A 26,444-nucleotide genomic window follows, 5' to 3' on the forward strand; every position below is an offset into this window, starting at 1 on the left:
GGATCATGGCTAAACAGGATATTCTGCAGCGCGCCGGCCTGAGCCCCGCGCAGCTCGACGCCTACTGGATGCCCTACACCGGCAACCGCCAGTTCAAACAGGATCCGCGCATCATCGTCGGCGCCGAGGGGTGCTACTACCGGGATGTGGACGGCCGCCGGATCTTCGACGGCCTGTCCGGGCTCTGGACCTGCGGCGCCGGCCACAACAGGCCCGAGATCGCCGAGGCGGTGGCCAGGCAGCTGCGCGAGCTGGACTATGCCCCGGCCTTCCAGTTCGGCCATCCCAAGGCGTTCGAGCTGGCCCATCGCATCCGCGAGCTGACGCCCGCCGGCCTCGACTACGTCTTTTTCACCGGCTCCGGTTCCGAGAGCGCCGACACCGCCCTGAAAATAGCCCGGGCCTACTGGCGCAAGAAGGGCAAGGCCGGCAAGACCAAGCTGATTGGCCGCGCCAAGGGTTACCACGGCGTCAACTTCGGCGGCATCAGCCTGGGTGGTATCGGCCCCAATCGGGCCCTGTTCGGCCAGGGGATCGATGCCGACCACCTGCCCCATACCCTGCTGAAGGAAAACGCCTTTACCCGCGGCATGCCAGGGAAGGGCGCCGACAAGGCCGAGGATCTGCTGGAGCTGATTGCGCTGCACGACGCCTCCAACATCGCCGCGGTGATCGTCGAGCCGCTGGCCGGCTCCGCCGGGGTGATCCCGCCGCCGGTGGGCTACCTGAAGCGGCTGCGCGAGATCTGCGATGCGTACGACATCCTGTTGATCTTCGACGAGGTGATCACCGGCTTCGGCCGCATGGGGTCCATGACCGGCGCCGAGGAGTTCGGGGTGGTGCCGGACATCATGAACCTGGCCAAGCAGCTGACCAACGGCGCCGTGCCCATGGGGGCGGTGATCTGCCAGGGCGAGATCTACCACACCTTTATGGAGCAGGGCGGGCCCGACTATCTGCTCGAGCTGCCCCACGGCTACACCTATTCCGGCCATCCGGTGGCCTGCGCCGCGGCGCTGGCGTCGCTCGATATCCTCCAGCAGGACCAACTCGTTCCCCGCGTGAAGGAGCTGGCGCCGTATTTCGAGAATGCGCTGCACGGCCTGAAAGGCACCCGCTATATCAGCGATATCCGCAACTACGGCCTGGCCGGCGCCCTGCAGATCGAAAGCTACCCCGGCGAGCCGGCGCGCCGCCCCTTCGAGATTGCGATGAAGTGCTGGGAGAAGGGCTTTTACGTGCGCTACGGCGGCGACACCATCCAGCTGGGCCTGCCCTTTATCGTGGAGCGGGAAGAGATAGACCGGCTGGTCAACGCCCTGGGCGAGGCTATCGGCGAGCTGGACTGAGCCCCGGCCACCGCCGCGAAAGACAAAAATTCATATCAAGCGAGGTACATGGATGAAGATTATCGGCCACCTGATCAACGGCGCCATCGTGACCGACGGCACCCGTACCCAGGACGTGTTCAACCCCTCCACCGGTGAGGTCGCCAAGCAGGTGGCCCTGGCCGGCAAGGCCACCGTGGAGGAGGCCATCGCCGCGGCCCAGGCGGCCTTTCCGGCCTGGCGCAACACCCCGCCGCTGAAGCGGGCGCGGGTCATGTATCGTTTCAAGCAATTGCTGGAAGAGCATGCCGAGGAAATCTGCCGGCTGATCGGCGAAGAACACGGCAAGATAGCGCACGACGCCATGGGCGAACTGCAGCGCGGCATCGAGAACGTCGCATACGCCTGCGGCGTGCCCGAGCTGCTCAAGGGCGAGCACAGCAAGAACGTGGGCCCGGCCATCGACTCCTGGAGCGAGTTCCAGCCGCTGGGCGTGGTGGCCGGCATCACCCCGTTCAACTTTCCCGCCATGGTGCCGCTGTGGATGTACCCCATGGCCATCGCCTGCGGCAACTGCTTCGTGCTCAAGCCCTCCGAGCGGGATCCGGGCTCGACCCTGTTCATCGCCCAGTTGCTGATGGAAGCGGGCCTGCCGGCCGGGGTGATCAACGTGGTCAACGGCGACAAGGAAGCGGTCGACACCCTGCTCGACGACCCCCGGGTGCAGGCGGTGAGCTTCGTCGGCTCCACCCCCGTTGCCGAATACATCTACGCCAGGGCCAGTGCCAACGGCAAGCGCTGCCAGGCGCTGGGCGGGGCCAAGAACCACGCCATCCTGCTGCCCGACGCGGACATGGACAACGCCGTCAATGCCCTGACCGGCGCGGCCTTCGGCTCTTCCGGCGAGCGCTGCATGGCGCTGTCGGTGGCGGTGGCGGTGGGCGACGCGGCCGCCGAGGCCTTTATCGAGAAGATGAAGGCGCAGATGCAAAGCCTCAAGGTCGGCGCCTTCAATGACAAGCGCAACGACTTCGGCCCGGTGATCACCCGCGCGCACCTGGACAAGGTGGTCGGCTATATCGACAGCGCCGAAGCCCAGGGCGCCGAGATAGTGGTGGACGGCCGCCACCCGAGCGTGCCCGGTTTTGACAACGGCTTTTTCGTGGGCGGCACCCTGATCGACCGGGTCACCCCGGACATGCTCTGCTACCGGGAAGAGATCTTCGGCCCGGTGCTGCTGGTGGTGCGGGTACAGACCATGCAGCAGGCGATGGATCTGATCGATGCCCACGAATACGGCAACGGCACCTGCATCTTCACCCGCGACGGCGAGGCGGCCCGCTACTTCAGCGACAACATCCAGGTGGGCATGGTCGGCATCAACGTGCCGCTGCCGGTACCGGTGGCCTACCATTCCTTCGGCGGCTGGAAGCGTTCGCTGTTCGGCGATCTCTATGCCTACGGCCCCGACGCCGTGCGCTTCTACACCCGGCGCAAGACCATCACCCAGCGCTGGCCCTCGGCGGGGGTGCGCGAAGGGGTGCAGTTCGCCTTTCCATCCTGACGTAACAGGGGCGGGCGGTGTTTCGCCGCCCGGCGGTTCTCCTTTTTCTGCTCACCTCGAATGATCAATTTCAGCCCCTTTCACCCGGCGAGCGTCGTCACCGCCATCCCGGTGCCATAGTTGAAAGAGGAGGGGCGCCGCCGGCCCAGGCCGGGCGGTTGGGGCGAACGGCGGCGTCGCCCGCCAGCGCGAGGAGGTGGAGTATGGATGGGGCAGTGGTTCGGCGCGAGGTGCGGCTTAATGCCGCCGGTGTCACCCTGGACGGATTGCTGGCGTTGCCGGTGGGAGGGCAGGCCCTGGTGCTGTTTGCCCATGGCAGCGGCAGCAGCCGGTTCAGCCCGCGCAACCGGCTGGTGGCGGAGCGGCTCAATGCCGCCGGGATCGGTACCCTGCTGTTCGATCTGCTGACGGCGGATGAGCACCGCATCGACGAGGTGACGCGCGAGTTTCGCTTTAATATTCCGCTGCTGTCCCGGCGGCTGATCGGCGCCATCGACTGGGCGGACGGCGAGGCCGATACCCGGGCCTTGCGCCTCGGGCTGTTCGGATCCAGCACGGGGGCCGCGGCGGCCCTGCTGGCGGCCGCCGAACGTCCCCGGCGGGTGGCGGCGGTGGTGTCCAGGGGAGGGCGGCCCGATCTGGCGGGCGCGGCCTTGCCCAGGGTGCAGGCACCGACCCTGCTGCTCGTGGGTGGCGAGGACCATCAGGTGCTCGGCCTTAACCGCGAGGCGGCGCAACAGATGCGGATCCGCCCCCGGCTGGAAACCGTGGCGGGCGCCAGTCACCTGTTCGAAGAGCCGGGCACGCTGGACAGGGTGATCCAGCTGGCCATCGACTGGTTCGCGCGCCATCTGTGCCGGGATTGAGCCGGCATTGCCGAGGTACCACCCGTACCACCCTGCGCTTTCTTCCGCTTCTTGTTCCTTGTGCTCGACCCAAAATTGTCTGTAAGGGCTTGCCAGGCTGGCTGTTAAAGTGAAAGAATCAACAAAATTTTGTGGAAATTGAGAGAATATGATTGCTTCACTTCGGTTCAGCAACTTCTACAGCTTTGCCGACGACACCCTCGTCGACTTCACGCTGGGCAAGAAGCCTACGCCTTCCGGCTATGATATCGAGCTGGCCGATGCTCGCCTGAACAAGGTTATCGCCGTGGTGGGAGCCAACGGCTCGGGCAAAACCCAGTTCATCAAGCCGCTGGCGTTTTTAAGCTGGTTTATCTGTGATTCCTTTCTTAACAGCGATCCGGATCAGGACATCGTCTATGCGCCGCATGCGCTTTGCTCCGAAGAAGAAACCCGGATGGAGCTTGATTTTATCCTCGACGGCACCGAACACCGCTATCAGCTGGTGATGAAGGAGCACAGGGTGGTGAGTGAGGCACTGTTTGTTCGCACCAGCAGCCAGTTCAGCTATGTGTTCAAGCGCGAGCAAAGCGGGGACGGGTATCACTTTCGGCAAAAAGGGTTTCCCTTTCCCAGGGCGCAGGCCGAGAGCCTGCGCGCCAATGCTTCCCTGCTGGCGGCAGCGCACAGCTACGACATCAAGGAAGCCAGGCCCTTTATTGAATATTTTCGCCGCATCGTCACCAACGTGGCCAGCAGTGGCCGGCGCCACTTTCAGCATGGAGCCGTGGTACATGCGGCCGAATTATACGAAAAGGCGCCCGAGCTGAAGGCGCGCATGGCCGAGGTGATGCGTGAATTCGACCTGGGGCTTGATGGCGTGGCCATCAGAAAACTTGAAGGCACCACCCAAGACGGCAAAACCGAAAGTTTCTACATGCCTTTTGGCGAGCATCGCACTACGTCGGGGGAAGCGTTTGAGCTGCCCTTTTTCGAGGAATCCAGCGGTACCCAGTCGGCCTTTGTGCTGCTGGAGCGGGTGCTCAGGGTGTTGCTTCAGGGTGGCCTGGCGGTGATCGATGAAATAGACAACGATTTGCACCCGCACCTGGTGCCCATCATGCTCGACTGGTTCCGGTTTGAGCACAGCAATCCGCACCAGGCTCAGATCGTCTTTACCTGCCACACGCCCGAGGTACTCAACCGTTTGCAAAAGCACCAGGTTTACCTGTGCGAAAAGCAGGATCAGTGCTCCACTGCCTGGCGGCTGGATGAGATGGCGGGCCTGCGCGCCGACGACAACCTTTACGCCAAATACATGGCCGGCGCCCTGGGCGCCGTCCCGGATGTATAAGCCATGAGCAAGCGCAAAGGCGGAAGCATAAAAAAGCACCTGGTGGCGCACACCACGCTGCTGGTCGTGGGCGAGGGCGCGGACGACAAGGCCTTTATTACCCACATGAAAGCCTTGTTCTGCCCCAGAGGCAGCGGCCATAGCGTCAAGGTGGAAGCCGGTGATGGCGGCTCGGCAGGCAACATTATTACCAACGTGATCCGAACCCACAGGAACAGTGATTTTGACCGCCGTATTCTGGTGCTGGACTCGGATCTTCCTCCGGCTCAGGCCGAACGCCGCAAGGCGGAGCAGGCCGGTTATGACATTATCCTCTGGCGCCCCCAATGCCTGGAGGGCGCCCTGCTGGAAGTGTTGGGCGAAAGAATAGGCGCTCACGAAAACAGCCAGCAGCTCAAGCAGCGCCTTCACCCCCGCTTGGCCGACAGGCATACCGAACCGGCGGCCTACGCCGAGCTGTTTCCCAGGCCGGTGTTGGAAAAAACAACCAACGAGTCCGTTTGCTCCCTGCGCCATTACCTTGAAAACAAAAAGAATTAATCGACGTCATACCTCCTGAACCGCCGAAGCATCTGCTGCCACTACACCTTTGACCAGAACGCATCGAGGTGAAACGCCGGGAGGTGCAGGAACTGGTGGAGCGCAGGCGGCCCGCCTGCCTTCGCACGCAGCGTGAACCCCCGGCCAGGAAAGCAGCGCGTCAGCCTCGGACATAACTCCTACGCGTGTCGCCCTCCCTGCGGAGACCTTACGCCAACGCCGGCTCCGCCAGCCATTCGGCGAGCCGTTGCCGGTCGTGGCCTGCCAGGGTGTTGAGCGGCAGCGGCAGGCTGGGCGCCTCGGCCAGACCCAGCAGCTCGGCGGCGGTCGCGGTGACCCGCAGGCTGCCGTACTGGCGGAATAGCGCCCACATTGGCTGCAGCCGGCCGGACAACTGCAGAGCCCGGGCGGCCTCGGCGTCGTCCGGTACGCCGGGGATCTTGATGGAGGCCACCTGCGGCAGCCCCGCTATCCGGCCGTGCAGCTCGTCGCTGAAGGTGAAGTGGGTCGTGCCGGGGTTGTCGTAGACACAGAGCGGCACGGACAGGGTGCGGGTCACGTCCCGGTACAGGCCGAACACCTCGTCGTCCGACAGTTTCTGGTACGACACCGGCGCCAGCAGCACGCCGGCGGCTCCCGCCTGCTGGGCGTCTTCGGCCAGCTCCTGCACGGCGCGGGTGCGCAGGGCGCCGATGCCGGCGATCACCGGCACCGTCCCTGCATGCCGCACCGCCAACTGCACGATACGGGCCCGTTCGGCCCGCGTGAGGTAGGCATAGTTCCCCGTCGAGCCGAGCACGCCGATGGAGTCGACCCCGGCGCCGGCCAGGCGTTCGACCAGGCGGATGAAGGCGGCCTCGTCGATGCCGCTCTCGTTCATCGTTTTTACGCGAGAAACCTCGTCCTTCAGAGCGGGGAGGGGTAGCGCGCAGCCGTCAGGCTGCCCTGTTCTAGCTCTCCTTTTTGCTGGCTATTTATACAGCATTTGACTACGCTGAGCGTATGACGAAACGCGCCTACAAGTACCGGTTTTACCCTACGTCCAAGCAGGAACAGCTGTTGGCTCGGACCTTTGGCTGTGTGCGCTTTGTCTACAATTCGGTGTTGCGCCATCGAACCGATGCGTTCCAGCAGCGCAAGGAGAAGGTCGGTTACCTTGCGGCGAACGCCTTCCTGACTCAACTGAAGAAAACGCCCGGGGCGGCCTTCCTCAATGAGGTCAGTTCGGTGCCATTGCAACAGTGCCTTCGCCACCAGCAGGCCGCGTTCAGGCACTTCTTCGAGGGGCGCGCCAACTATCCCACGTTCAAGCGCAAGCGGCATCGTCAGTCGGCGGAGTTTACCCGCTCGGCATTCCAGTACCGCGACGGCCGCTTGTTCCTCGCCAAGTGCAAACAGCCGCTGGCGATACACTGGAGCCGTGAACTACCTTGCGAGCCGAGCACCGTCACCGTTTCCAGGGACTCGGCAGGCCGTTACTTCGTCTCCTGCCTGTGCGAGTTCCATCCCGAGACGCTGCCCATAACCCCGAGGATGGTCGGTATCGACCTCGGCCTGAAAGACCTGTTCGTCACCAGTGACGGGCATCGAACCGGCAACCCCCGCCATACCGCGACATATGCGGCTAGGCTGGTCAGGGCGCAGCGGCGGCTGAGCAAGAAGAAGCTCGGCTCCAGGAACCGTGCCAAGGCGCGGCAGAAGGTGGCCCGACTTCACGCCAAGATCGCCGATTGCCGGATGGACGGCTTGCACAAGCTGTCCCGCAGACTGATTAACGAGAACCAAGTGATCTGCGTCGAATCCCTCAAGGTGAAGAACATGCTGCGCCATCCACGACTCGCCAAGTCCATCAGCGATGCGGGCTGGGGGGAGTTTGTGCGCCAGCTTGAGTACAAGGCGGAGTGGGCGGGACGCAAACTGGTCGCCATCGACCAGTGGTATCCGTCCAGCAAGCTTTGCTCCTGCTGTGGGCATGTGCTGGACAACCTGCCGCTGTCCGTACGCGCCTGGAGCTGCCCCGAATGTGCCACCGAACATGACCGCGATGTTAACGCGGCGGTCAACATTAAAGCCGCCGGGCTGGCGGTGTTAGCCCTTGGAGAGAATGTAAGCGGCATGGGGCCAGTCTCCGTGTCCGTTCTCGGTGAATTGGGAATCCCCTTCTTTCAGGAAGGGGAGAAGTCAAGGGGTGAGGGGAAATGCGCTGAGGCCTGCAAACATCTTGGTTTCTCCGGTGACAGGGGGGCGGGCAGGGATCACATACTAATGCCTATGCGCCCAGATGGCACAGCCGCTTGATGACACCGTTTTTGCCATGACCGCGTAAGCCGTTACCTTTGTCCGCCTGTTTGGGCATGAGCGTTGCCTGTTTAGGTAAGCCCGAAGCGTTGATGCTTTTGCATCAACGCCGTGCTGTTTAACGGTTAACGTTTTGTTTACTTTTCCTGTCGAGGGGCCCGCCTGGGCCGCACCACAGACAGGAACAACACCATGACCGCATCCGCAAGCACACGCGACTACCGCCTCACCGGCCCGAGCGCCCGGGAGGCGGTGGCCCGGGGCCTGGCCTCGGCCCAGTGGTACCAGACCCCGGTACTGCGCAAAACCCTCAAGGCGCTGATGCAGCGCCAGGACCGCAGCGCCATCCGCGATACCCTGCTGTGGTGGGCGCTGCTGCTGCTGTTCGCTACCTTAGAATTGCTGGCCTGGGGCAGCTGGCTGGCGGTGCCCTGTTTTCTGGTTTATGGCGTGCTGTACAGCTCGGCGTCGGACTCCCGCTGGCACGAGTGCAGCCACGGCACCGCCTTCCGCACCCCCTGGATGAACGATCTGGTCTATCGCCAGGCCAGCTTCATGATCCTGCGCGAGCCCACCGTCTGGCGCTGGAGCCACGCCCGCCACCACACCGACACCATCATCGTCGGCCTGGATCCGGAGATTAACGCGCCCCGTCCCACCCCGGTGCTGCGCCACCTGCTCGGGCTGCTGGCCATTCCCGCCGTGCTGGGCACCCTGCAAAGCCTGCTGCGCCACAGCGGCGGCCGGCTCACCGAGGACGAGCGGGCCTTCATTCCCGAGATGGAGTGGCCCAAGGTGTTCCAGCAGGCGCGTATGTACCTGGCCCTGCAGATGGCCGTGCTGCTGCTGGCGGTGGGGCTGCAGTCCTGGCTGCCGGTGATGCTGGTGGGGGTGCTGCCCACCATGTACGGCGCCTGGCTGGCCTACCTGTTCGGGCTGACCCAGCACGCCGGCCTGGCCGATAACGTGCTGGATCACCGCAAGAACAGCCGCACCATCCGCATGAACCCGGTGTTCCGCTTTATCTACTGGAACATGAACTATCACACCGAGCACCACATGTACCCCATGGTGCCCTATCACGCGCTGCCGGCCCTGCACGAGCAGATCAAGCACGATCTGCCGCCGGTGTATCCCAGCACCTGGGCGGCCCTGTGCGAACTGGTGCCGGCCCTGTGGCGCCAGCGCCAGGACCCGGATTATTTCGTCGACCGGCCGCTGCCGGCGGCGGCCGAACCACCCGCCGACGCCGACCTGCGGCCGGCCCATTCCCTGTAAGTCCCCCTGGGGGAGGAGAGCAAGATGAGCAACTGGATAGACGTGTGCGCCTTCGACGATATCGACCAAGAGGATGTCATTCGGGTCGACCGCGGCGAGCGGACCCTGGCCATATACCGCAGCCCGGACGACGAGGTGTTCGCCACCGCCGGGCTCTGCACCCATGAGGCGGTGCACCTGGCCGACGGCCTGGTGATGGGCGACATCATCGAGTGCCCCAAGCACAACGGCCGTTTCAACTACAAGACCGGCGAGGCCAAGAACGCCCCCGCCTGCGTCCACCTCAAGACCTATGCCGCCAAAGTGGAAGGCGGCCGGGTCTACGTCTGCCTGGAGTGAGGTGAGCATGGACGAGCGCATCATCATCATCGGCGCCGGCGAGGCCGGCATCCGCGCCGCCCTCACCCTGCGCCAACAGGGCTGCCGGACGCCGATCACCCTGTTCGGCGACGAGCCCCACGCCCCCTACGAACGGCCGCCCCTGTCCAAGGCCGGGGGCGGCGAGCCGGTGGCCATCGGCGACCTGGTGGCCATGGAACGGGTCGAGCTGCGCCTGGGCGAACGGGTGGAACATATCGACCGGGCCCATCGCCAGCTGGTTACCCAGCACGGCGAGCGCCTGCCCTACCGGCAACTGCTGCTGGCCACCGGCGCCCGTGCCCGGCGGCTGGTGCTGCCCGGCCTGGCGGCGGACGCGGCCCTGACCCTGCGCACCCTGGACGACGCCCGCCGCATCTTCGCCCGGGTGGCCCCGGGCAAAAGGGTGGTCATCGTCGGCGGCGGCTTCGTCGGCCTGGAGCTGGCCGCCGCCCTGATCGGCAAGGGCGCGCGGGTCAGCCTGCTCGAAAGCCAGCCCCGGCTGCTGCAGCGGGCGGTGCCGGCGGAACTGGCCCGCATCGTCGAGGAGGAGCACCGGGCGCGGGGCGTGGCGCTTTACCTGGGCGTGGGCATAGCGCGGGCCGAGCCTCGGGGCGAGGGCGCCCGGCTGACGCTCAATGACGGCCGCGAGCTCGAGGCCGAGCTGCTGGTGGCCGGCATCGGATCCGAGCCCAACACCCAGCTGGCCGCCGGCGCGGGGCTGGCGCTCGACAACGGCATCGCCGTGGATGCCGAGCTTCGCACCAGCGATCCGGTCATCTTCGCCGCCGGCGACTGCTGCTCCTTTCCCCATGCCCTGTACCGGCAACAGCGGCTGCGGCTGGAGTCCTGGCGCTGCGCCCGGGAGCAGGGTGAAACCGCCGCCCTCAACATGCTGGGCGGCCGGCACGCTTACGCCCCGGCGCCCTGGTTCTGGTCGGATCAATTCGATCTGGGCCTGCAGATAGTGGGCCTGCCCCACCTGGCCGACCGCACCCTGTGCCGAGAGCTGGGTGAGCGGGCCCGGCTACTGTTCCACCTGGACCGGGACGGCCGCCTGCTGGCCGCGAGCGGCATCGGCCCCGGCAACACCGTGGCCAAGGACATCAAGCTGGCCGAGCGGCTGATCAACCTGGGGGCCAGCCCCGATCCCGCGCTGCTCGCCGATCCCGGCGTCAGGCTCAAGCAACTGTTGTCCGCCGCCACCGGGGAGGCCGCATGAAACTGTTGATCCTGCAATCCATGTGGGCCATGGAAAACATCCTGCCGGGCGGCGACACCCTGCCGCTGCCCGAGGCGGTCCGGCGCATTGCCGAGCACGGCTTTGCCGGGGTGACCGACCACTTTACCGATCGCCGCCACGTGCGGCGGCTCACCCAAGAGCTGCGGCCGCTGGGGCTGACCGCCGAGGCCCAGTGCTTCCCTAAAAGCGTGGACGAGCTGCAGCCGACCCTGGAGCTGGCGGCCGAGTTCGGCTGCCACCACGTCACCATCCAGCCGGATGTGCGCACCCGCGACAAGCAGGCGGCGCTGGCCCTGCTGCGGGGCTGGCAGCGGCTAGCGGAGCAGGTGGACTTTCCGGTGCTGGTGGAAACCCATCGCTACCGGCTGACCAACGATCTGTTCTTCACCCTGGAGCTGCTGGAAGCGCTGCCAAGCCTCCAACTGGTGGGGGACTTGTCCCATTACGTGGCCGGGCACGAGCTGCCGCTGGTGGAGGGCGATCCCCAGGCCGAGGCACAGCTCAGGGAGATCATGCGCCACTGCCACGCCTACCACGGCCGGGTGTCCAACTGTGAGCAGGTGCAACTGCCGATAAGCTTTGCCCAGCACCAGCCCTGGCTGGAGCAGTACCGCCGGCTGTGGCGCTGGGGCTTTGCCAACTGGTGCGAACGGGCCACCCCCGGCGACAGCCTGGCCTTTACCTGCGAGCTGGGCACCCGTCCCTATGCCATCACCGGCGCGGACGGGCAGGACATTACCGACCGCTGGGCCGAATCCCTGCAACTCAAGCAACTGGCCGAAACCATCTGGGCGGAAGTACGGCAGGGCTTGTAGGGTCGAATTTATTCGACCGAATATGGCGCTGCTGGTGAGGTGGTCGATTAAAATCGACCCTACGGTGGCCCCTGGGCGGACCCGGTGCAACCGGGGCTTGTAGGGTCGAATTTATTCGACCGGATGCGGCGCCGGCTCTGTGCCGGGCTCCCCCCTTGTGCTGAAATGGCGTCCTTACCGGCAACAACCTGATGCAAGGCGGAGCAGCGTGAAAAAAACCACCATCGTCGAGATCGCCGAACGGGCGGGCGTGGGCCGGGCCACGGTGGACCGGGTGCTGAACGAGCGGGGCAACGTCACCCCGGCCACCGCCGAGCGGGTATTGCGGGCGGCCCGGGAGCTGGGGCTGAAACGCACCCTGCCGGACGCCTGGCAGCCGCTGCGCCACCTGGAGGTGGTGCTCTGCGACAACGGCGCCAGCTTTTTCCGCCGGCTGGAGCAGGGCTTTGTGCGCGCCGCCGAGGTGCTCGGCAAGCGTCAACTGGTGCTGCACCGCACCCTGGTGCGCGAGCCGGAGCCGGAACGGCTGGCCCGGCTGCTGGAGCTGGCGGCGTCGCGGCGCGACGGCATCGTGCTGTTCGGCCCCGCCCATCCGGCGGTGACGACGGCGGTCAACCGCGCCGGCCAGGCTGGCGTGCCGGTGGTCACCCTGGCTACCGTGCTGCCCAACACCCATCCGCTCTGCCATGTGGGCATTGATCAGTACGCCGCCGGGCGCACCGCCGGCTGGCTGCTCGGACAACTGTGCCGGGAGCCGGGGGAGGTGCTGGTGGTGTGCGGCCGGCTGGAGCTGACCGCCCACCGGGAGCGGGTGCGCGGCTGCCTGGAGCGGTTGGCCCGATCCAGCCCCCGGCTGCAGCCCCGGGTGCTGGAAGGGCGCGAGCAGAACGAATTGATCGAATCCCTGGTGCGCGAGCGGCTGGCGGCGGGGGCGGTGGCCGGGCTGTACAACACCGGGCCCGGCAACGGCATCATCGCCGGCCTGCTGGAGCGGCGGCAACTGGCCGGGCGCTGCGTTTTTATCGGCCACGAGCTGCACCCCACCACCCAGTCCCTGCTGCGCCAGGGCAAAATGCACCTGACCCTGGATCAAAACCCGGAGCTGCACGCCTTCCGCGCACTGGAGCTGCTGATCTGCCACCTGGAACGGACCACCCCGCCCGCCGCCGGCGGCCGCATCGACTTCACTCTGTTCACCCCGGAAAACCTGGGTGACTGAGGACGCCGGATCGCGAGTGGCCGGCTTTGCCCCCACTTTAGCCCTTGTCGCCAGACGGGCCACCGCGGACGTCGGGATACGATGCTTTCGAGCCATCTTGAGCAAAATGTCGCTCAAAAAAGCCAGATTCAATGATTTTTGAGCATAACTTTGCTCAATGAGCGGGGCAGCGGCAGCTCAATCCTGGCGGTGTTCAACACCATCTTCAAACCCTTCGGCCTCGAGGAAGGGCCTGCTGCCGCACAGCCCGGCGCCGATGAAAAAAATGCTGGCTGAAAACACGTCGTCCGCTGGGACTGAGCCTGCCCGCCCACGGTATCTCCCTTCGAAAAAGCCTGCCCGGCGAATGACGGTGACGCCGGGCATGAATTATTGAGCTCATTTCAATAATGAAGTGAATCCACGTTAATCCATTACATCTTGCAGGGAGTTATATTAACAACGCGTTAACGGTTTGTGGCGATTGAGGCCTGACGTTAACGCCAGGCAAGGTATATAAGGATTATGATTGCATCCACCCCGGATGCAATAAACAGACTCGTCCCTATTTATATGCCAATGGAAATAGCTGAAAGGGTTTTTACCGGCCCAAACAGAAAAGGGAGTTATCGGCCATGTCATCCGTCAGGACATTCTGGAATCAAATGTGGGCTTGGAACGATCAAGCCAAAAGAACGCTGAGGTTTATTCTCACACTGGGATTGAGTCCGGGAAACCAGGATTCGGCCGCGGACAATAAAAGATCGAGGAGTTACAGTAACGCGCAATGGATGGGGCTGCTGATGGGGCCGGCCCTGTTCTTTATTATCAATGCCTTTTTCGCGCCGGCAGGCATGTCGGCCGGGGCGGTGGCGGTATTGGCCATCGTGGCCTGGGTGGCGACCTGGTGGATAACGGAAGCCATTCCCATCCCGCTGACTTCCCTGTTGCCGCTGATCCTGTTCCCGCTGATGGGCGTAATGAACACGGGCGCGGTGTCCGCCTCCTATGGCGATCCGCTGATCTTCCTGTTCGTGGGCAGCTTCATGATGGCGCTGGCCATGGAAAAATGGAACCTGCACCGCCGGATCGCGCTCGGCATCATTTCCTTCATCGGCACCAACCCGAACATGATTATCCTCGGGTTCATGACGGCCACCGCTTTTCTGTCGATGTGGATTTCCAACACCGCCACCACCATGATGATGGTGCCCATGAGCCTGGCGGTCACCAAGCATCTTGCCGACGCCATCCAGAAGAACAGCCCCGGGGTGGACACCACGCCCGGCAACTTTCCCTTCGGCACGGCGATGATGCTGGGCACCGCCTATGCCGCCACCCTGGGTGGTTTCGGCTCCCTGATCGGCGCCCCCGCCAACACCATACTGGCGGCCACCGTCAAGAAGCTGTACGACGTGGAGATCTCCTTTGCCCAGTGGCTGCTGTTCGGCATTCCGCTGGTGGCCATCCTGATCCCGCTGATCTGGCTGTACCTGGTCAAGATTGCCTTTCCGATGAAGGTCAAACATCTTCCCGGTGGCGTGGAGGTGATTAAAAAGGAGAAGAAGGAACTGGGTAAAATGAGCTTCGAGGAAGCCGTGGTGCTGGCAGTATTCTCGCTGGTCGCCCTGGCATGGATAACCCGCAGCTTCGTGCTCAAGGCCCTGATCCCCGGCATCGACGACACCATCATCGCCCTGTGCGGTGCCTTCGTACTGTTTATCCTGCCGGCCAGGAACGCCGCCGGCACTATCCTGGACTGGGACACGGTGAAGAAGCTGCCCTGGGGAATACTGTGGCTGTTCGGCGGCGGCCTGGCCATTGCCGGCGGTATCACCAGCTCCGGCCTGGATCAGTGGATAGGCGGGCAACTGGTCAACTTCACCGAGGTGCCGCTGTGGCTGACCATAGCGCTGATCGTGGGAGTGATCACCCTGCTCACCGAGTTCACCTCCAACACCGCCACCGCCACCATGGTGTATCCCATCGTGGCCGCCGGGGCTGCCGCCCTGGGCATGGATCCCATCATCCTGATGGTGGCGGCCTGCATGGGGGCGACCTTCGCCTTTATGTCGCCGGTTGCCGCGCCGCCCAACGCCATCGTGTTCGCGACCGGTTACCTGAAGATCAGTACCATGGTCAGGGCCGGGATATGGCTGAACCTGCTCGGCGTGGTGTTCTCGGTGATCATCATCTCGTACCTGGTGCCGCTTATCTTCGGCGGCATGCTCTGAGCCTCGGGGCGGTGATATAAAATGACGAAGGGCGGCAAGGGATGCCGCCCTTTTTTCGTTGCCTACCAGATGGAAGGGTTGTCATCCCGCTCCTGCCTTTCCGGCAGGAAGGATTCCTGCAAGTAATCGAGAAAGGCCACGACCTTGGCCGAGATGTTCAGTTTTTCCAGGTAAACCGCGTAAATGTCCGCCGGCGGGGTGGCGTAGTCCTCCAGCACCAGCTCCAGCCTGCCGCTGCGCAGGTAGCGGGCCAGATCCCATTCCGCCCGCATCAGGATCCCGTGGCCGTCCAGGGCCCACTTGAGCGCCACTTCGCCGTCGTTGGTGCTGGCCTTGCCGCTGACCCGGATGTTTTCGGTCTTGCCGTCCTTGGACAGGCGCCACAGGCCGTAGGTAGCGTCGTTCTGCCGGAGCACGATGCACTGGTGCCCGGACAGCTCGGCGGCCGTGGCCGGCCGACCGTGCCGCTTGAGATAGCCGGGGGCGGCGCACAGCAAGCGGCGATTGGCGGCGATTTTTCTGGCGAACAGCCGGGAGTCGGGGATCTCGCCGAAGCGGATGGCGATGTCGATGGCCTCGTCGGGCAGGCTGATAGGCCTGTCGGTCAGTGTCAGCTGTATTTCCACCTCGGGATAAAGCTGCATGAATTCGGACGCCACCGGGGCGATGTAGGAGCGGCCGAAGCCGAGCGGGGCATTGATGCGCAGCAAGCCCTTGGGGGTGGTGCGGCTGTGGGCAACCAGCCCTTCCATGTCCGCGATGTCCGTCAGTATCCGCTGGGCGTGGTGCAGGTAGATCTCGCCTTCGTTGGTCAGGCTGATCCTGCGGGTGGTCCGGTTCAGCAGCCGCACCCCCAGCCGGTCTTCCAGGCTCGACAGCCGCTTGGTCACGGCGGAGGGAGTGACGTTCATCTCCCGGGCGGCGGCGGCCAGGCTGCCGGCCTTGGCCAGCAGGACGAAGAAGCCCAGCTCGGAAACTTGGTTCATTGTTAACCTCAAGGAAAGAATGAAGTGAGCCCTAATCAACCTCAACATTTGATTAACAGCTTACAATGCAATTGTACCATATGAACATCCCTTCCATAAAAAAGGGATTTACCACATGGATATTGAATGGATGCGGCAATAACGCATCGGGTTTTAACCTGGAACCAATTCAAATGACGTGCCTCTTGTCTTTATTTTTGACAAGCCGACAGGAAATGCCGATTTCTGAACAAGAAGAGGATAGCCGTAATGAGCTTAAATCATGACGAAGCCGTAGGTAAATTGACCGATGTCATCGCCAAGTTTACCAGTTATATCGGTAAGCGACTGCCGACGGATGTAAAGGAAAAACAGGCCGAGCTGAGAAAAAAAGAAACCAACCCGCTGGCTATCGCTATTTTTGATACCATGGCGGAGAATCAGGATGCCGCCGACAAGCTGAATAGACCCAGCTGTCAGGATACCGGTGTGATTCAATATTTTCTTACCGTCGGCGCCAAGTTTCCCTATTTGGGCGAGCTGGAAGAAATACTGCGCAATGCCACCATTGAAGCCACCCGTATCGGCCCCCTGCGGCACAACGCGGTGGAAACCTTCGACGAAAAGAATACCGGCACCAACGCCGGCTCCAAGATCCCGTGGCTGGACTGGGATATCGTCCCCGGCGACGACAGCGCCACCATCGAAGTCTATATGGCCGGCGGCGGTTGCACCCTTCCCGGCTCCGCCAAGGTATTGATGCCCGGCCAGGGATATGAAGGCGTGGCCGAGTTCGTGTTCGATGTGATCACCTCCCGCGGCATCAATGCCTGCCCGCCCTTGCTGGTCGGCGTTGGGGTGTCCACCTCGGTGGAAACAGCGGCGCGTCTGTCCAAGAAGGCCATACTGCGCCCGGTGGGCAGCAAGAATGCCAACGACAACGCCGCCCTGATGGAAGAGCTGCTGACCGATGGCCTCAACGAGATCGGCATCGGCCCCCAGGGCCTGACCGGCAACACCAGCGTAATGGGAGTCAACATCGAGTCCTCCGCTCGCCATCCTTCCACCATCGGGGTGGCGGTGTCCACCGGCTGCTGGGCGCACCGCCGCGGCACCATCCGCTTCAATGCCGACCTGTCATATGAAGTCTTGTCACATCAAGGAGTTGTGTTATGAAAAAAGTACTGACTACCCCCATCAGAGACGAAGATCTCGAGTCCCTCAACGTGGGCGACGTGGTGTACCTGACCGGGCAGTTGGTAACCTGCCGTGATGTGGCGCACCGGCGGCTGATCGAGCTCAAGCGCGAGCTGCCGGTCGATCTGAAGGGCGGCGCCATTTTCCATGCCGGCCCCATCGTCCGGGAAAAAGAAGACGGCGGCTTCGAGATGGTGTCCATCGGCCCCACCACCAGCATGCGCATGGAGAAGTTCGAGAAGGCCTTTATCGAGCAGACCGGCGTCAAGCTGATTGTCGGCAAGGGCGGCATGGGCGAGGAGACGGCCCAGGGCTGCCTCGAGCACAAGGCGGTGCACGCGGTGTTCCCCGGCGGCTGCGCCGTGGTGGCGGCCACCAAGGTCGAGGCCATAGAGCGTGCTGAATGGCAGGATCTGGGCATGCCGGAAACGCTGTGGGTCAATCGTGTCAAGGAATTCGGCCCGCTGATCATCTCCATCGACACCAAGGGCAATAACATCTTCGAGCAGAACAAGGCCCGCTTTAACGAGAAGAAGAAACCGGTGCTGGAAAAAATCTACGAGCAGGTCCGCTTCATCAAATAAGCCGCAACACGCCATGGGGCCCGGTATCCGGGCAGGCCAAAGGGCCGGAGCGCGGCGGCGGGAGACAAGGGTGGCGACCGGACGGACCGGGCAGGCATGCTGTGGCGGGGGCTCGGTATGTCGGTGGTGGAAGTCCGGTCGACGCCGGCTCCGGCCGCCGCGCTCCGGCGCGGAATTGGCGCCTGACGGATACGGGACCCCGCCCCATCATAAATAAGGAAATCACCATGACGCTGACGCAACGGTTCAACCCCTCCAGAGCGCTGCTCCCCCTGATCCTGGCCGCCCTGGCGGCCGTCGGCATGAACGCCCCGGTCTCTGCCGAGTCCTTTACCTTTTCCGGCGGCCCTGACGGCAGTACTTTCCAGTCCTTCTCCGAGGGCATCGCCAGCCGGCTGTCGAGCTCCATGGAGGGGGTGGACCTGTCCAGCCAGTCCTCTGCCGGCTCGGTGGAAAACCTGCGCCGGGTCGACGCCCGGGACGCCGACTTCGGCATCGTCTATGCCGGCGACATCTACCTGGGGATGCAGGGCAAGCTGGACAACGACCCCCGCCGCTACCGCAACGTCCGGGCCGTCGCCTACCTGTACGGTGCCCCGGCCCACCTGATCGTGCTGGAGGGCTCCGGCATCACCGACGTAGCCCAACTGGCCGGCAAGAAAGTGGCCGTGGGGGAGGTTGGCTCCGGAGCTGCCGCCTCCGCCCGGCGCTTCTTCGAGGGGGTGGGCCTGTGGGACAAGATTGAGCCCCAATATGTCGGCAACAACCAGGGTGCAGCCGCCTTGGGAGAAGGCCGGCTCGATGCCCTCTGGGTGTTCGCCGGCTTTCCCAACGAGTCTGTCAATCAGGCCGCCAACAGCAACAGGATCCGCCTGCTGCAGCTGAACGAGGCCGCCGAGAAAGGCACCCTGTTCCATGATCATCCCTACTACGCCACCGTGATCATCCCCGCCGGTACCTATCCGGGCGTGGATTACGACGTGGTCACCATCCAGGACTCCGCCCTTTGGGTGGCCGGCCCTCATATGGACAAGGACAGGGTTTACCAACTGATGGGCAGCATCTACTCGCCGGAAGGCCTGGCATACCTGCATCAGGTGCATGACGCTGCCAGGACCATGACCATGGCGTCCGGGCTGAATGGCGTGGTGAACAAGGTCCATGAAGGCGCGGCCCGCTTCTGGACGGAAAATGGACTGACCCTGACGCAGATCCAGCAGTAAGCCGCTACAACCGCTTTGGGCATGTACCGTCACGGCGCCATCAGCAAGTGATTCACGCATTCCGCCTGGCCAGGCGGGATGCTTTCTCTATTAACCGGACGGTCCCCGGGCGGGAAGTTCAGAGCACGGCGTTCTCCGAGGTGCTGATATCGAAGGGCAGCAGCACATGCCGTTAGCAGATGTGCGCCTTGCTGGTGGGGCGCAGGCGGCCCGCCTGCGCCCCAAGAAGCATCATACAGATCAACTGCTACGCTGTTCGGTGTCCTACAGCCCGATATCCCGCACGTTTTCCATCACCACGAAGGTGCTGGTCTGCAGCACATGGGGCAGGGCGGAGATTTTCTCGCCCAGCACCATGCGGTAGGAGGCCATGTCCTTGGTGCGGATCTTCAGCAGGTAGTCGAAGCCGCCGGCGATCATATGGCACTGCTCCACTTCCGCTATTTTGAGCGCCGCCTTGTTGAAGGCGGTAAGGGCCTTGCTGCTGGTGTCGTTCAGGGTGATCTGCACGAAGGAGATATGGCTGAGCCCCAGCTTGCTCTGATCCACCAGGGCAGTGTAGCCGGTGATGTAGCCCTGCTCCTCCAGCCGGCGCATGCGCAGCTGGCAGGGGGTTTTCGACAGCCCGACCCGGGCGGCCAGCTCGGTGAGGGTGATGCGGGCGTTTTCGCGCAGCTCCTGGATGATCTGCAGGTCCGCCCTGTCCAGTTGTCCCATTGTTCTCCTCCCTATTTGTTCAAGGTGCCCATGGCGTTGCGCGCCCTGTTCCCGGTCAAAAACCGGTGATTGGTCGATATGGCTATTTTTACCATTTTTTGTAGTTAAAGATTAAAAATAAATGCCAATAAAAAGTCCATAAGTGAAGTTAAAGAGGGTTATATAGGAAAAATGGGTATTCACTTTCGGTTAGCATGATGCCAACAAAATCGTACACACCGAGGAGAAGGTCGGATGAAAGATCATGCACTGTCGCTGGCGGCTTGCCGGGAGCAGGTTCGGAGTCATTACCTGGCGGACGAAGCCGGGGTGGTCAAGGCCCTGGCGGCCAATGCCCAGGTGTCCGCCGACGTTCGCGCCCGCATGTCGGCCCGGGCCGCCGAGCTGGTGCGCCAGGTGCGCGCCAGTTCCACCCCGACCATGATGGAAAAGTTCCTGGCCCAGTACGGCCTCACCACCAAGGAAGGCGTGGCGCTGATGTGCCTGGCCGAGGCGCTGCTGCGGGTGCCGGACAAGAGCACCATCGACGAGCTGATCGAAGACAAGATTTCATCCGGCAACTGGGGCGAGCACCGCGGCCGCTCCAGCTCCTCGCTGATCAACAGCTCCACCTGGGCGCTGCTGGTCACCGGCAAGCTGCTGTCGCCGGTGGACCGCCAGGGCCTGGCCACCACCCTGCGTGCCATGATCAAGCGCCTGGGCGAGCCGGTGGTGCGCACCGCCGTCGGCCAGGCGATGAAGGAGATGGGGCGCCAGTTCGTGCTGGGCCGCAACATCGAGGAGGCGCTCAAGCGCGCCAAAAAATACGAGGAGCGGGGTTACACCTATTCCTATGACATGCTGGGCGAGGCCGCCCGCACCGACGCCGACGCCCTGCGCTACCACAAGGCCTACTCGGCCGCCATCGCCGCCCTGGCGCCCCACTGCCGGCACCCGGACATCCGCCAGAACCCGGGCATTTCGGTCAAGCTGTCGGCGCTGCACGCCCGCTACGAGTTCGGCCAGAAAGCACGGGTGATGAACGAGCTGGTGCCCCGCACCCTGGAACTGGCCAAACAGGCCAAGGCCGCCAACATGGGCTTCAACATCGACGCGGAGGAAGCGGATCGCCTGGACCTGTCCCTGGACGTGATCGAAGCGGTGCTGTCCGATCCCGCCCTGGCGGACTGGGACGGCTTCGGCATAGTAGTGCAGGCCTTCGGCAAGCGGGCCGCTCACGTGCTCGACTGGCTGTACGCCCTGGCCGACAAGCTCGACCGGCGCATCATGGTGCGGCTGGTGAAAGGCGCCTACTGGGACGCGGAGATCAAGCGCGCCCAGGTGATGGGGCTGGCGGACTTTCCGGTGTTCACCCGCAAGGTCAACAGTGATCTGTCCTATATCGCCTGCGCCAAGAAGCTGCTGGGCATGACCGACCGCATCTATCCCCAGTTCGCCACCCACAACGCCCACTCGGTGTCGGCCATCCTCGAGCTGGCCCAGGGCCGCGACTGCTTCGAGTTCCAGCGCCTGCACGGCATGGGCGAGTCCCTGCACGACGCCGTGCTCACCAAGCAGGGCACCCGCTGCCGCATCTACGCGCCGGTGGGCGCCCACCAGGATCTGCTGGCCTACCTGGTGCGCCGCCTGCTGGAAAACGGCGCCAACAGCTCCTTCGTCAACCAGATTGTCGACACCCGCATCCAGCCCGAGGATATCGCCCGGGATCCCTTCGATGCGGTGGCGGCCATGGGCGACCAGGTGTCGAGCAAGACCATAGCGCGCCCGGCCGATCTCTACGGCGCCAAACGCCGCAACGCCCGGGGCTGGGACATCACCAACCCGGTGGAGGTGGCGGAGATCGACGCCGCCCGCGCGCCTTACCAACATCACCGGTGGAGCGGCGGCCCGGTGATTGCCGGCCCGGTGAGCAGCACCCTGACAGAGGAAGTGCGCAACCCGGCGGTGCCGTCGGACCTGGTGGGCCAGGTGGTCCAGGCCTCGGCAGAGGATATCGACACCGCCATCGCCGCCGCCCGCACCGGGTTCGAGCTCTGGTCCGCCCTGCCGGTGGCCGAGCGCTGTGCGCGCATCCGCCGGGTGGCCGACCTGTTCGAGGAACACGCCGCCGAGCTGTTCGCCCTGGCCACCCGGGAAGCGGGCAAGACCCTGCTGGATGGGGTTGCCGAAATCCGCGAAGCGGTCGACTTCGCCCGCTACTACCCGAACGAAGCCGAGCGCAACCAGGACGTCGGCACCGGCCGAGGCGTGATCGCCTGTATCTCGCCCTGGAACTTCCCCCTGGCCATCTTCGCCGGCCAGGTGCTGGCGGGGCTGGCGGCGGGCAACGCCGTCATCGCCAAGCCCGCCGGCCAGACCGCGCTGATCGCCACCCGGGCGGTCGAGCTGATGCACGAGGCCGGCATTCCCCGCGAGGCCATCCAGCTGCTGCCCGGCAGCGGCAGCACCGTAGGCGCGGCGCTGACCTCGGACCCGCGCATCGACGGCGTCTGCTTTACCGGCTCCACCGCCACCGCCCAGCGCATCAACAAGGTGATGGCCGAGTCCATGGCGCCGGACGCGCCCCTGGTGGCGGAAACCGGCGGCCTCAACGCCATGATAGTGGACTCCACCGCGCTGCCGGAGCAGGTGGTGCGCGACGTGCTGGCCTCTTCCTTCCAGAGCGCCGGCCAGCGCTGCTCCGCCCTGCGCATGCTCTATGTGCAGAAGGACATCGCCGATCACCTGCTGGAGATGCTGTTCGGCGCCATGGACGAGCTGCGCCTGGGCAACCCCTGGCAGCTCGACACCGACGTGGGCCCGGTGATCGACGAGAACGCCAAGCGCGGCATCGAGGCGCACTGCGAAAAGTTCGCGCGCCGGGGGCGGGTGCTCAAGCAGCTGCCGGTGCCCGCCGAGGGGCTCTTCGTGGCGCCGACGGTGATCAAGCTCGAGGGCATCCACGAGCTGGAGGAGGAGATCTTCGGGCCCGTGCTGCACGTGGCCACCTTCGAGGCTCATGAGCTCGACCAGGTGGTGGACCAGATCAACGCCCAGGGCTTCGGCCTGACCTTCGGCCTGCATACCCGGGTCGACAAGCGGGTGGAGCGCATCACCGGCCGCATCAAGGTCGGCAATATCTACGTCAACCGCAACCAGATCGGCGCCATTGTCGGCTCCCAGCCCTTCGGCGGCGAAGGGCTCTCGGGCACCGGTCCCAAGGCGGGCGGTCCCCAGTATGTGCGCCGCTTTATGAAGGTGGACACCGGGGCGGGCGTGCCGGCGGCGGCGGCCGCGGTAACGGCGGCCCAGGTGCAGGAGGCCATCGGCCGGCTGGACGGCAAGGACTGGGCCCGTGCCCAACACCGGGCCGAGCGGCTGGCGCCCATCTTCGGCACCGTGCCGGCGGCGCTGGACGCCACGGCGGAAGAGATGCCGGGCCCGACCGGCGAGCTCAACCGGCTGCGCTGCTTTGCCCGCGGCACCCTGCTCTGCCTGGGGCCGGATCTGGCCTCGGCCATGGCCCAGGCCGGCACCGCCCTGTCCCAGGGCAATGCCGTGGTGGTGGTGGCGCCGGGGGCGAGTGCGGCGCTGGCAGGCGCCGGGGCGGCCGGCATTCCGGCCATCGGCCTGGACGGCCTGCTGCAACCCGCCGCCCTCGAAAGCCTCAGCGGCTTCGAGGCGGTGGCAAGCCATGCCGACATCGCCACCCTGCGCCAGTACCGGCTGGCCCTGGCACGGCGCGACGGTGCCCTGCTGCCGCTGATCACCGAGCAGGCGCTGCCCGAGCGCTTCGTGATCGAACGCCACCTGTGCGTCGACACCACGGCGGCGGGCGGCAACGCCAGCCTGATCGCCGCCTCGGAGTAAGCCCCGGAGGGAACCGTGCAACGCATGCCGCCAAGGCGGCATGCGTCGGCCCGCGCCCCAGTAAGCCGCATGCTGACCGCCTTTCCCACCGGGAAAGGCGGTTTTTTGTCTCCGGCTCCAGTGGTAGACGCCGCTGTAGCCGTCGCTTCAGCCGACGGGAAGACGGCGCCCAATTTCCGCATTCCCCGCCTTTTGCCGGTTTGCGCCACGTAAACGGGCGCCTACAGGTGAGATATCGCACTAGAGCGCCATATAGTTTAAAAATCAGGCAGCCAGGCACCGCGTAGCCGTCGGTTTGTGCCGCTGTAGCCGTCGCTTCAGCCGACGGGAAGACGGCGCCCAATTTCCGTATTCCCCGCCCTTTGCCGGTTTGCGCCACGTAAACGGGCTCTTAGAGCAGGGGTTAACCTTTAAAAACGAAATAAAAAAATAAATTATTATCTGAAAAATGAATAAAGAGAATGGACGGCAGATAAGGCGGAACAGCGGTGCGTGTATAGCCCAAAGCCCGGTCAGGAGCTCTGGGCTATGTGCAAAGATCAAAACAAGAGACGGACGGCCAGCCCGGCCAGGGCACTTAGGCTGAGCACCAGGATCACATTGCGCTTGTAGCGGAACAGGGCGATGGCGGCGGCGAGGGCGATCAGGGCCGATGGCCAGTCGAACAGGCCGCTAAAACCCTGGGGCCAGAACACGTGATAGCCGAAAAACAGCGCCAGGTTCAGGACCACCCCGACCACGGCGGCGGTAATGGCCGTCAGGGGGGCGGTCAGGTGGAGGTTGCCGTGGGTGGACTCCACCAGGGGACCGCCGGCGAGAATAAACAGGAAAGAGGGCAAAAAGGTAAACCAGGTCACCAGGGCGGCCGCGGCGGCACCGGCCAGGAACAGGCTGTCCGGGCCGAACAGCGCCTTGACATAGCCGCCGACAAAGCCGACGAAGGCGACCACCATGATCAGCGGACCCGGTGTGGTTTCGCCCAGCGCCAGGCCGTCGATCATCTGGGTGGGGCTGACCCAGCCATGGTGCCCCACCGTGCCCTGGTAGACATAGGGCAGCACCGCATAGGCCCCGCCGAAGGTCAGCAGGGCTGCCTTGGTAAAGAACCAGCCCATCTGGGTCAGATCATGGGACCAGCCCAGGGTGGTGGTCATGGCCGCCATGGGCAACAGCCAGAGCAGGGCACCGACCAGCAGCACCCAGCCCAGCCGCGACCAGCGGAACACCGCGTGCTCCGGGGTGGGGGTGTCATCGTCGATGATCGCCGGGCCGGCTGCGGTGGAGGAGGCGGCATGGCCGCCGCCGGCCTGGAAGCGGGACGGGGTGATGCGGCCGCCGATGTAGCCGATCAGGGCGGCGCCCAGCAGTATGGCCGGGAAGGGCAGGTTGAAGGCGAAAATGGCGATGAACGAGGCGGTGGCGATGGCCCAGAGCACCCGGTTTTTCAGTACCCGGGAGCCGATGCGCCAGGCGGCCTGGGCCACGATGGCGGTGACCGCCGGCTTGATGCCGTAGAAAATCCCCTCCACCAGGGGCACATCGCCGAAGGCCAGGTAGATCCAGGACAGGCCGATAAGGATGAACAGGGAGGGCAGCACGAACAGGATGCCGGCCACCAACCCGCCCCTGGTGCGGTGCAGCAGCCAGCCGATATAAACAGCCAACTGCTGGGCTTCGGGCCCGGGCAGTACCATGCAGTAGTTGAGGGCGTGCAGGAAACGCTTTTCGCTGATCCAGCGGCGGCGATCCACCAGCTCGCTGTGCATGATGGCGATTTGCCCGGCCGGGCCGCCGAAACTGATAAAGCCCAGCTTGAGCCAGAACAGCAGGGCCTGCCAGAAGCCGACCTCGGTCGGCGGCGCCTTGGTATCGGCGAGGGGGTGCTTCATCGGGAAATGTCCTTTTCAAAGGTGGTGAGTAAACCGTCGAAGACGGTGCCGGCGGCGGCCAGCAGGGCATCGTCGTCGGCGAGGGTGTCGCGCAGGCCGGCCAGCAGGCTTTCGATGCCGCTGGCCTCGGGGGGCGGGATGCCGCCCACGTCCAGGTAATGGACGATGCCGGCCAGGCGCTGCAAGGCGGTTGTGCCGAGGCCGAAACTGGCCAGCAGCACCTCGAAGGTGACCAGGTCGCCGACATGGCTGAAGGCGGCGCCGTCGAAGTCGAAGCCCAGCGCCTCGGGGGGACAATCCCGCACCGACGTCAGCCACAGCAGCCGGGCGCCGGGATCGATAAAGCGGCGAATAAGCCAGGCGCTGGCCAGCCGGTCGACCCAGGGGCGGGCGCGGGTGGCCCACAAGCTGTTGCGGTAGTCGGCGATATTCAGCGCCGGCAGCGGCGTGCCGGTCGGGCAGGGTTCGTCGGGGCTCATCCGACGGGCTATTTCCCGCTCCAGCTGCACCAGGGCCGTTTCCGCCTGGTGTTGGGGCTGGCCGGGGAAAAAGTCGATGGCGGCCAACTGGCCGAAGCGCTTGCGCAACTTGCGTACCTGTTTGAGGTTGTCCTGGGCTGGCGTGGCGGCCAACTGTGCCTGCAGTTCGGCGAGTTCGCCCAGGAATTCCTTGAACTCCTGGCCGCGATCAAACCAGGGGACAAAATCCGGTCCTTCTTCGTTGCGGGTGTCGAGCAAAAACGCGGTGCCGCCCTGTTCGCCGACATCCCGGGCGATCTGGCGAAGGGTCGGCCGCAGCTCGTCCCGTGCCGGCAGCAGGTAGACACCGTCGCGCAGCACGGCGGCGCCGGAGGCCTTGAGCGCCCGCCAGGCCCGCATGCGCGCGGTGGCATTCCCGGTGGGCAGCGTCAGGATCAACAGTAGCCAGTTCATAGTTGTAGAGATAAAGACATTTTTGTAGAGAGTG

General features: G+C 64.5%; 21 protein-coding genes. 16 read left to right on the forward strand and 5 right to left on the reverse strand.

The annotated features are described in order from the left end of the window. Positions 1–5: 5 nt before the first annotated feature. The 5 genes from AN401_RS07940 (at position 6) to AN401_RS07960 (ending at position 5,631) form a co-directional block, all read left to right on the forward strand. Positions 6–1,349 carry an aspartate aminotransferase family protein gene (locus AN401_RS07940; protein WP_096779031.1) on the forward strand — a complete coding sequence of 448 codons (1,344 nt, stop codon included), beginning with the start codon at positions 6–8 and terminating at the stop codon, positions 1,347–1,349. A gap of 52 nt (positions 1,350–1,401) precedes the next feature. Then, positions 1,402–2,892 carry a CoA-acylating methylmalonate-semialdehyde dehydrogenase gene (locus AN401_RS07945; protein WP_096779032.1) on the forward strand — a complete coding sequence of 497 codons (1,491 nt, stop codon included), beginning with the start codon at positions 1,402–1,404 and terminating at the stop codon, positions 2,890–2,892. Positions 2,893–3,095: 203 nt separating this feature from the next. Beyond that, positions 3,096–3,758 (forward strand): dienelactone hydrolase family protein, encoded by a 663-nt coding sequence (locus tag AN401_RS07950; protein ID WP_094040549.1) that lies wholly within the window; start codon positions 3,096–3,098, stop codon positions 3,756–3,758. A gap of 148 nt (positions 3,759–3,906) precedes the next feature. Continuing rightward, the gene (locus AN401_RS07955) at positions 3,907–5,091 is read left to right on the forward strand and encodes an AAA family ATPase (RefSeq protein ID WP_096779033.1); all 1,185 of its coding nucleotides are present in this window, start codon (positions 3,907–3,909) and stop codon (positions 5,089–5,091) included. Positions 5,092–5,094: 3 nt separating this feature from the next. Continuing rightward, positions 5,095–5,631 carry a TroA family protein gene (locus AN401_RS07960; protein WP_096779034.1) on the forward strand — a complete coding sequence of 179 codons (537 nt, stop codon included), beginning with the start codon at positions 5,095–5,097 and terminating at the stop codon, positions 5,629–5,631. A 208-nt stretch (positions 5,632–5,839) separates the two neighbouring features. On the opposite strand, the gene AN401_RS07965 is transcribed toward AN401_RS07960, so the two are convergent. After that, positions 5,840–6,511, reverse strand: a complete 672-nt coding sequence (locus tag AN401_RS07965; protein WP_096779035.1) for a dihydrodipicolinate synthase family protein — start codon at positions 6,509–6,511, stop codon at positions 5,840–5,842. A 122-nt stretch (positions 6,512–6,633) separates the two neighbouring features. Here AN401_RS07965 and AN401_RS07970 point away from each other — a divergent pair, with 122 nt between their 5' ends. The 7 genes from AN401_RS07970 (at position 6,634) to AN401_RS08005 (ending at position 15,054) form a co-directional block, all read left to right on the forward strand. Further along, positions 6,634–7,929, forward strand: a complete 1,296-nt coding sequence (locus tag AN401_RS07970) for an RNA-guided endonuclease InsQ/TnpB family protein (RefSeq protein ID WP_232513406.1) — start codon at positions 6,634–6,636, stop codon at positions 7,927–7,929. Positions 7,930–8,121: 192 nt separating this feature from the next. Further along, entirely contained in the window at positions 8,122–9,207 is a 1,086-nt protein-coding gene (locus AN401_RS07975; protein ID WP_096779036.1) for a fatty acid desaturase, read from the forward strand. Positions 9,208–9,231: 24 nt separating this feature from the next. After that, positions 9,232–9,546 (forward strand): MocE family 2Fe-2S type ferredoxin, encoded by a 315-nt coding sequence (locus AN401_RS07980; RefSeq protein ID WP_094040555.1) that lies wholly within the window; start codon positions 9,232–9,234, stop codon positions 9,544–9,546. 7 nt (positions 9,547–9,553) lie between these two features. After that, a complete protein-coding gene (locus tag AN401_RS07985; RefSeq protein WP_096780332.1) occupies positions 9,554–10,786 on the forward strand; it encodes an NAD(P)/FAD-dependent oxidoreductase in 1,233 nt (410 codons plus the stop codon). Further along, positions 10,783–11,622, forward strand: a complete 840-nt coding sequence (locus tag AN401_RS07990) for a sugar phosphate isomerase/epimerase family protein (RefSeq protein WP_096779037.1) — start codon at positions 10,783–10,785, stop codon at positions 11,620–11,622. Before AN401_RS07985 ends, AN401_RS07990 begins: the two co-directional genes overlap by 4 nt. A 208-nt stretch (positions 11,623–11,830) precedes the next feature. After that, positions 11,831–12,841 (forward strand): LacI family DNA-binding transcriptional regulator, encoded by a 1,011-nt coding sequence (locus AN401_RS07995; protein ID WP_157772195.1) that lies wholly within the window; start codon positions 11,831–11,833, stop codon positions 12,839–12,841. 770 nt (positions 12,842–13,611) lie between these two features. After that, positions 13,612–15,054: an SLC13 family permease gene (locus AN401_RS08005; RefSeq protein ID WP_198401846.1), complete on the forward strand. Its 1,443-nt coding sequence runs from the start codon at positions 13,612–13,614 to the stop codon at positions 15,052–15,054. A gap of 62 nt (positions 15,055–15,116) precedes the next feature. Here AN401_RS08005 and AN401_RS08010 read toward each other — a convergent pair whose 3' ends face one another. Then, positions 15,117–16,040, reverse strand: a complete 924-nt coding sequence (locus AN401_RS08010; RefSeq protein ID WP_094038450.1) for a LysR family transcriptional regulator — start codon at positions 16,038–16,040, stop codon at positions 15,117–15,119. Between the two features lie 249 nt (positions 16,041–16,289). Here AN401_RS08010 and ttdA point away from each other — a divergent pair, with 249 nt between their 5' ends. The 3 genes from ttdA to AN401_RS08025 all read left to right on the forward strand — a co-directional run bounded on the left by ttdA (position 16,290) and on the right by AN401_RS08025 (position 19,023). Then, entirely contained in the window at positions 16,290–17,195 is a 906-nt protein-coding gene (gene ttdA, locus AN401_RS08015) for a L(+)-tartrate dehydratase subunit alpha (RefSeq protein WP_094038451.1), read from the forward strand. Further along, a complete protein-coding gene (gene ttdB, locus AN401_RS08020; RefSeq protein WP_094038452.1) occupies positions 17,192–17,800 on the forward strand; it encodes a L(+)-tartrate dehydratase subunit beta in 609 nt (202 codons plus the stop codon). Before ttdA ends, ttdB begins: the two co-directional genes overlap by 4 nt. A 227-nt stretch (positions 17,801–18,027) precedes the next feature. After that, positions 18,028–19,023, forward strand: a complete 996-nt coding sequence (locus AN401_RS08025) for a TAXI family TRAP transporter solute-binding subunit (RefSeq protein WP_096779040.1) — start codon at positions 18,028–18,030, stop codon at positions 19,021–19,023. A gap of 264 nt (positions 19,024–19,287) precedes the next feature. Here AN401_RS08025 and AN401_RS08030 read toward each other — a convergent pair whose 3' ends face one another. Continuing rightward, the gene (locus AN401_RS08030) at positions 19,288–19,740 is read right to left on the reverse strand and encodes an Lrp/AsnC ligand binding domain-containing protein (RefSeq protein ID WP_094038454.1); all 453 of its coding nucleotides are present in this window, start codon (positions 19,738–19,740) and stop codon (positions 19,288–19,290) included. 234 nt (positions 19,741–19,974) lie between these two features. On the opposite strand from AN401_RS08030, the gene putA reads away from it, so the two are divergent. Then, on the forward strand, positions 19,975–23,589 hold the full coding sequence (gene putA, locus AN401_RS08035; RefSeq protein WP_096779041.1) for a bifunctional proline dehydrogenase/L-glutamate gamma-semialdehyde dehydrogenase PutA: 3,615 nt from the start codon (positions 19,975–19,977) through the stop codon (positions 23,587–23,589). Between the two features lie 539 nt (positions 23,590–24,128). On the opposite strand, the gene chrA is transcribed toward putA, so the two are convergent. Both chrA and AN401_RS08045 read right to left on the reverse strand, forming a co-directional pair. Continuing rightward, positions 24,129–25,478, reverse strand: coding sequence for a chromate efflux transporter (gene chrA / locus AN401_RS08040; RefSeq protein ID WP_096779042.1), 1,350 nt, complete (start codon positions 25,476–25,478; stop codon positions 24,129–24,131). After that, positions 25,475–26,410, reverse strand: coding sequence for a chromate resistance protein ChrB domain-containing protein (locus AN401_RS08045; protein WP_096779043.1), 936 nt, complete (start codon positions 26,408–26,410; stop codon positions 25,475–25,477). Before AN401_RS08045 ends, chrA begins: the two co-directional genes overlap by 4 nt. Positions 26,411–26,444: the final 34 nt, after the last annotated feature.

This window comes from Zobellella denitrificans (assembly GCF_002407485.1).
In the GTDB taxonomy this organism is placed as follows: Bacteria; Pseudomonadota; Gammaproteobacteria; order Enterobacterales; family Aeromonadaceae; genus Oceanimonas; species Oceanimonas denitrificans.

What these genes read in the sequence shown, in the direction of transcription:
- AN401_RS07950 (WP_094040549.1), top strand. Translation starts at nt 3,096, where the DNA reads ATGGATGGGGCAGTGGTTCGGCGCGAGGTGCGGCTTAATGCCGCCGGT.
- AN401_RS07970 (WP_232513406.1), top strand. Translation starts at nt 6,634, where the DNA reads ATGACGAAACGCGCCTACAAGTACCGGTTTTACCCTACGTCCAAGCAG.
- AN401_RS07945 (WP_096779032.1), top strand. Translation starts at nt 1,402, where the DNA reads ATGAAGATTATCGGCCACCTGATCAACGGCGCCATCGTGACCGACGGC.
- AN401_RS08045 (WP_096779043.1), bottom strand. Translation starts at nt 26,410, where the DNA reads ATGAACTGGCTACTGTTGATCCTGACGCTGCCCACCGGGAATGCCACC.
- chrA (WP_096779042.1), bottom strand. Translation starts at nt 25,478, where the DNA reads ATGAAGCACCCCCTCGCCGATACCAAGGCGCCGCCGACCGAGGTCGGC.
- AN401_RS07985 (WP_096780332.1), top strand. Translation starts at nt 9,554, where the DNA reads ATGGACGAGCGCATCATCATCATCGGCGCCGGCGAGGCCGGCATCCGC.
- AN401_RS07975 (WP_096779036.1), top strand. Translation starts at nt 8,122, where the DNA reads ATGACCGCATCCGCAAGCACACGCGACTACCGCCTCACCGGCCCGAGC.
- AN401_RS08030 (WP_094038454.1), bottom strand. Translation starts at nt 19,740, where the DNA reads ATGGGACAACTGGACAGGGCGGACCTGCAGATCATCCAGGAGCTGCGC.
- AN401_RS07940 (WP_096779031.1), top strand. Translation starts at nt 6, where the DNA reads ATGGCTAAACAGGATATTCTGCAGCGCGCCGGCCTGAGCCCCGCGCAG.
- AN401_RS07990 (WP_096779037.1), top strand. Translation starts at nt 10,783, where the DNA reads ATGAAACTGTTGATCCTGCAATCCATGTGGGCCATGGAAAACATCCTG.
- AN401_RS08010 (WP_094038450.1), bottom strand. Translation starts at nt 16,040, where the DNA reads ATGAACCAAGTTTCCGAGCTGGGCTTCTTCGTCCTGCTGGCCAAGGCC.
- ttdB (WP_094038452.1), top strand. Translation starts at nt 17,192, where the DNA reads ATGAAAAAAGTACTGACTACCCCCATCAGAGACGAAGATCTCGAGTCC.
- AN401_RS07980 (WP_094040555.1), top strand. Translation starts at nt 9,232, where the DNA reads ATGAGCAACTGGATAGACGTGTGCGCCTTCGACGATATCGACCAAGAG.
- putA (WP_096779041.1), top strand. Translation starts at nt 19,975, where the DNA reads ATGAAAGATCATGCACTGTCGCTGGCGGCTTGCCGGGAGCAGGTTCGG.
- AN401_RS07955 (WP_096779033.1), top strand. Translation starts at nt 3,907, where the DNA reads ATGATTGCTTCACTTCGGTTCAGCAACTTCTACAGCTTTGCCGACGAC.
- AN401_RS07965 (WP_096779035.1), bottom strand. Translation starts at nt 6,511, where the DNA reads ATGAACGAGAGCGGCATCGACGAGGCCGCCTTCATCCGCCTGGTCGAA.
- ttdA (WP_094038451.1), top strand. Translation starts at nt 16,290, where the DNA reads ATGAGCTTAAATCATGACGAAGCCGTAGGTAAATTGACCGATGTCATC.
- AN401_RS08005 (WP_198401846.1), top strand. Translation starts at nt 13,612, where the DNA reads ATGGGGCTGCTGATGGGGCCGGCCCTGTTCTTTATTATCAATGCCTTT.
- AN401_RS08025 (WP_096779040.1), top strand. Translation starts at nt 18,028, where the DNA reads ATGACGCTGACGCAACGGTTCAACCCCTCCAGAGCGCTGCTCCCCCTG.
- AN401_RS07960 (WP_096779034.1), top strand. Translation starts at nt 5,095, where the DNA reads ATGAGCAAGCGCAAAGGCGGAAGCATAAAAAAGCACCTGGTGGCGCAC.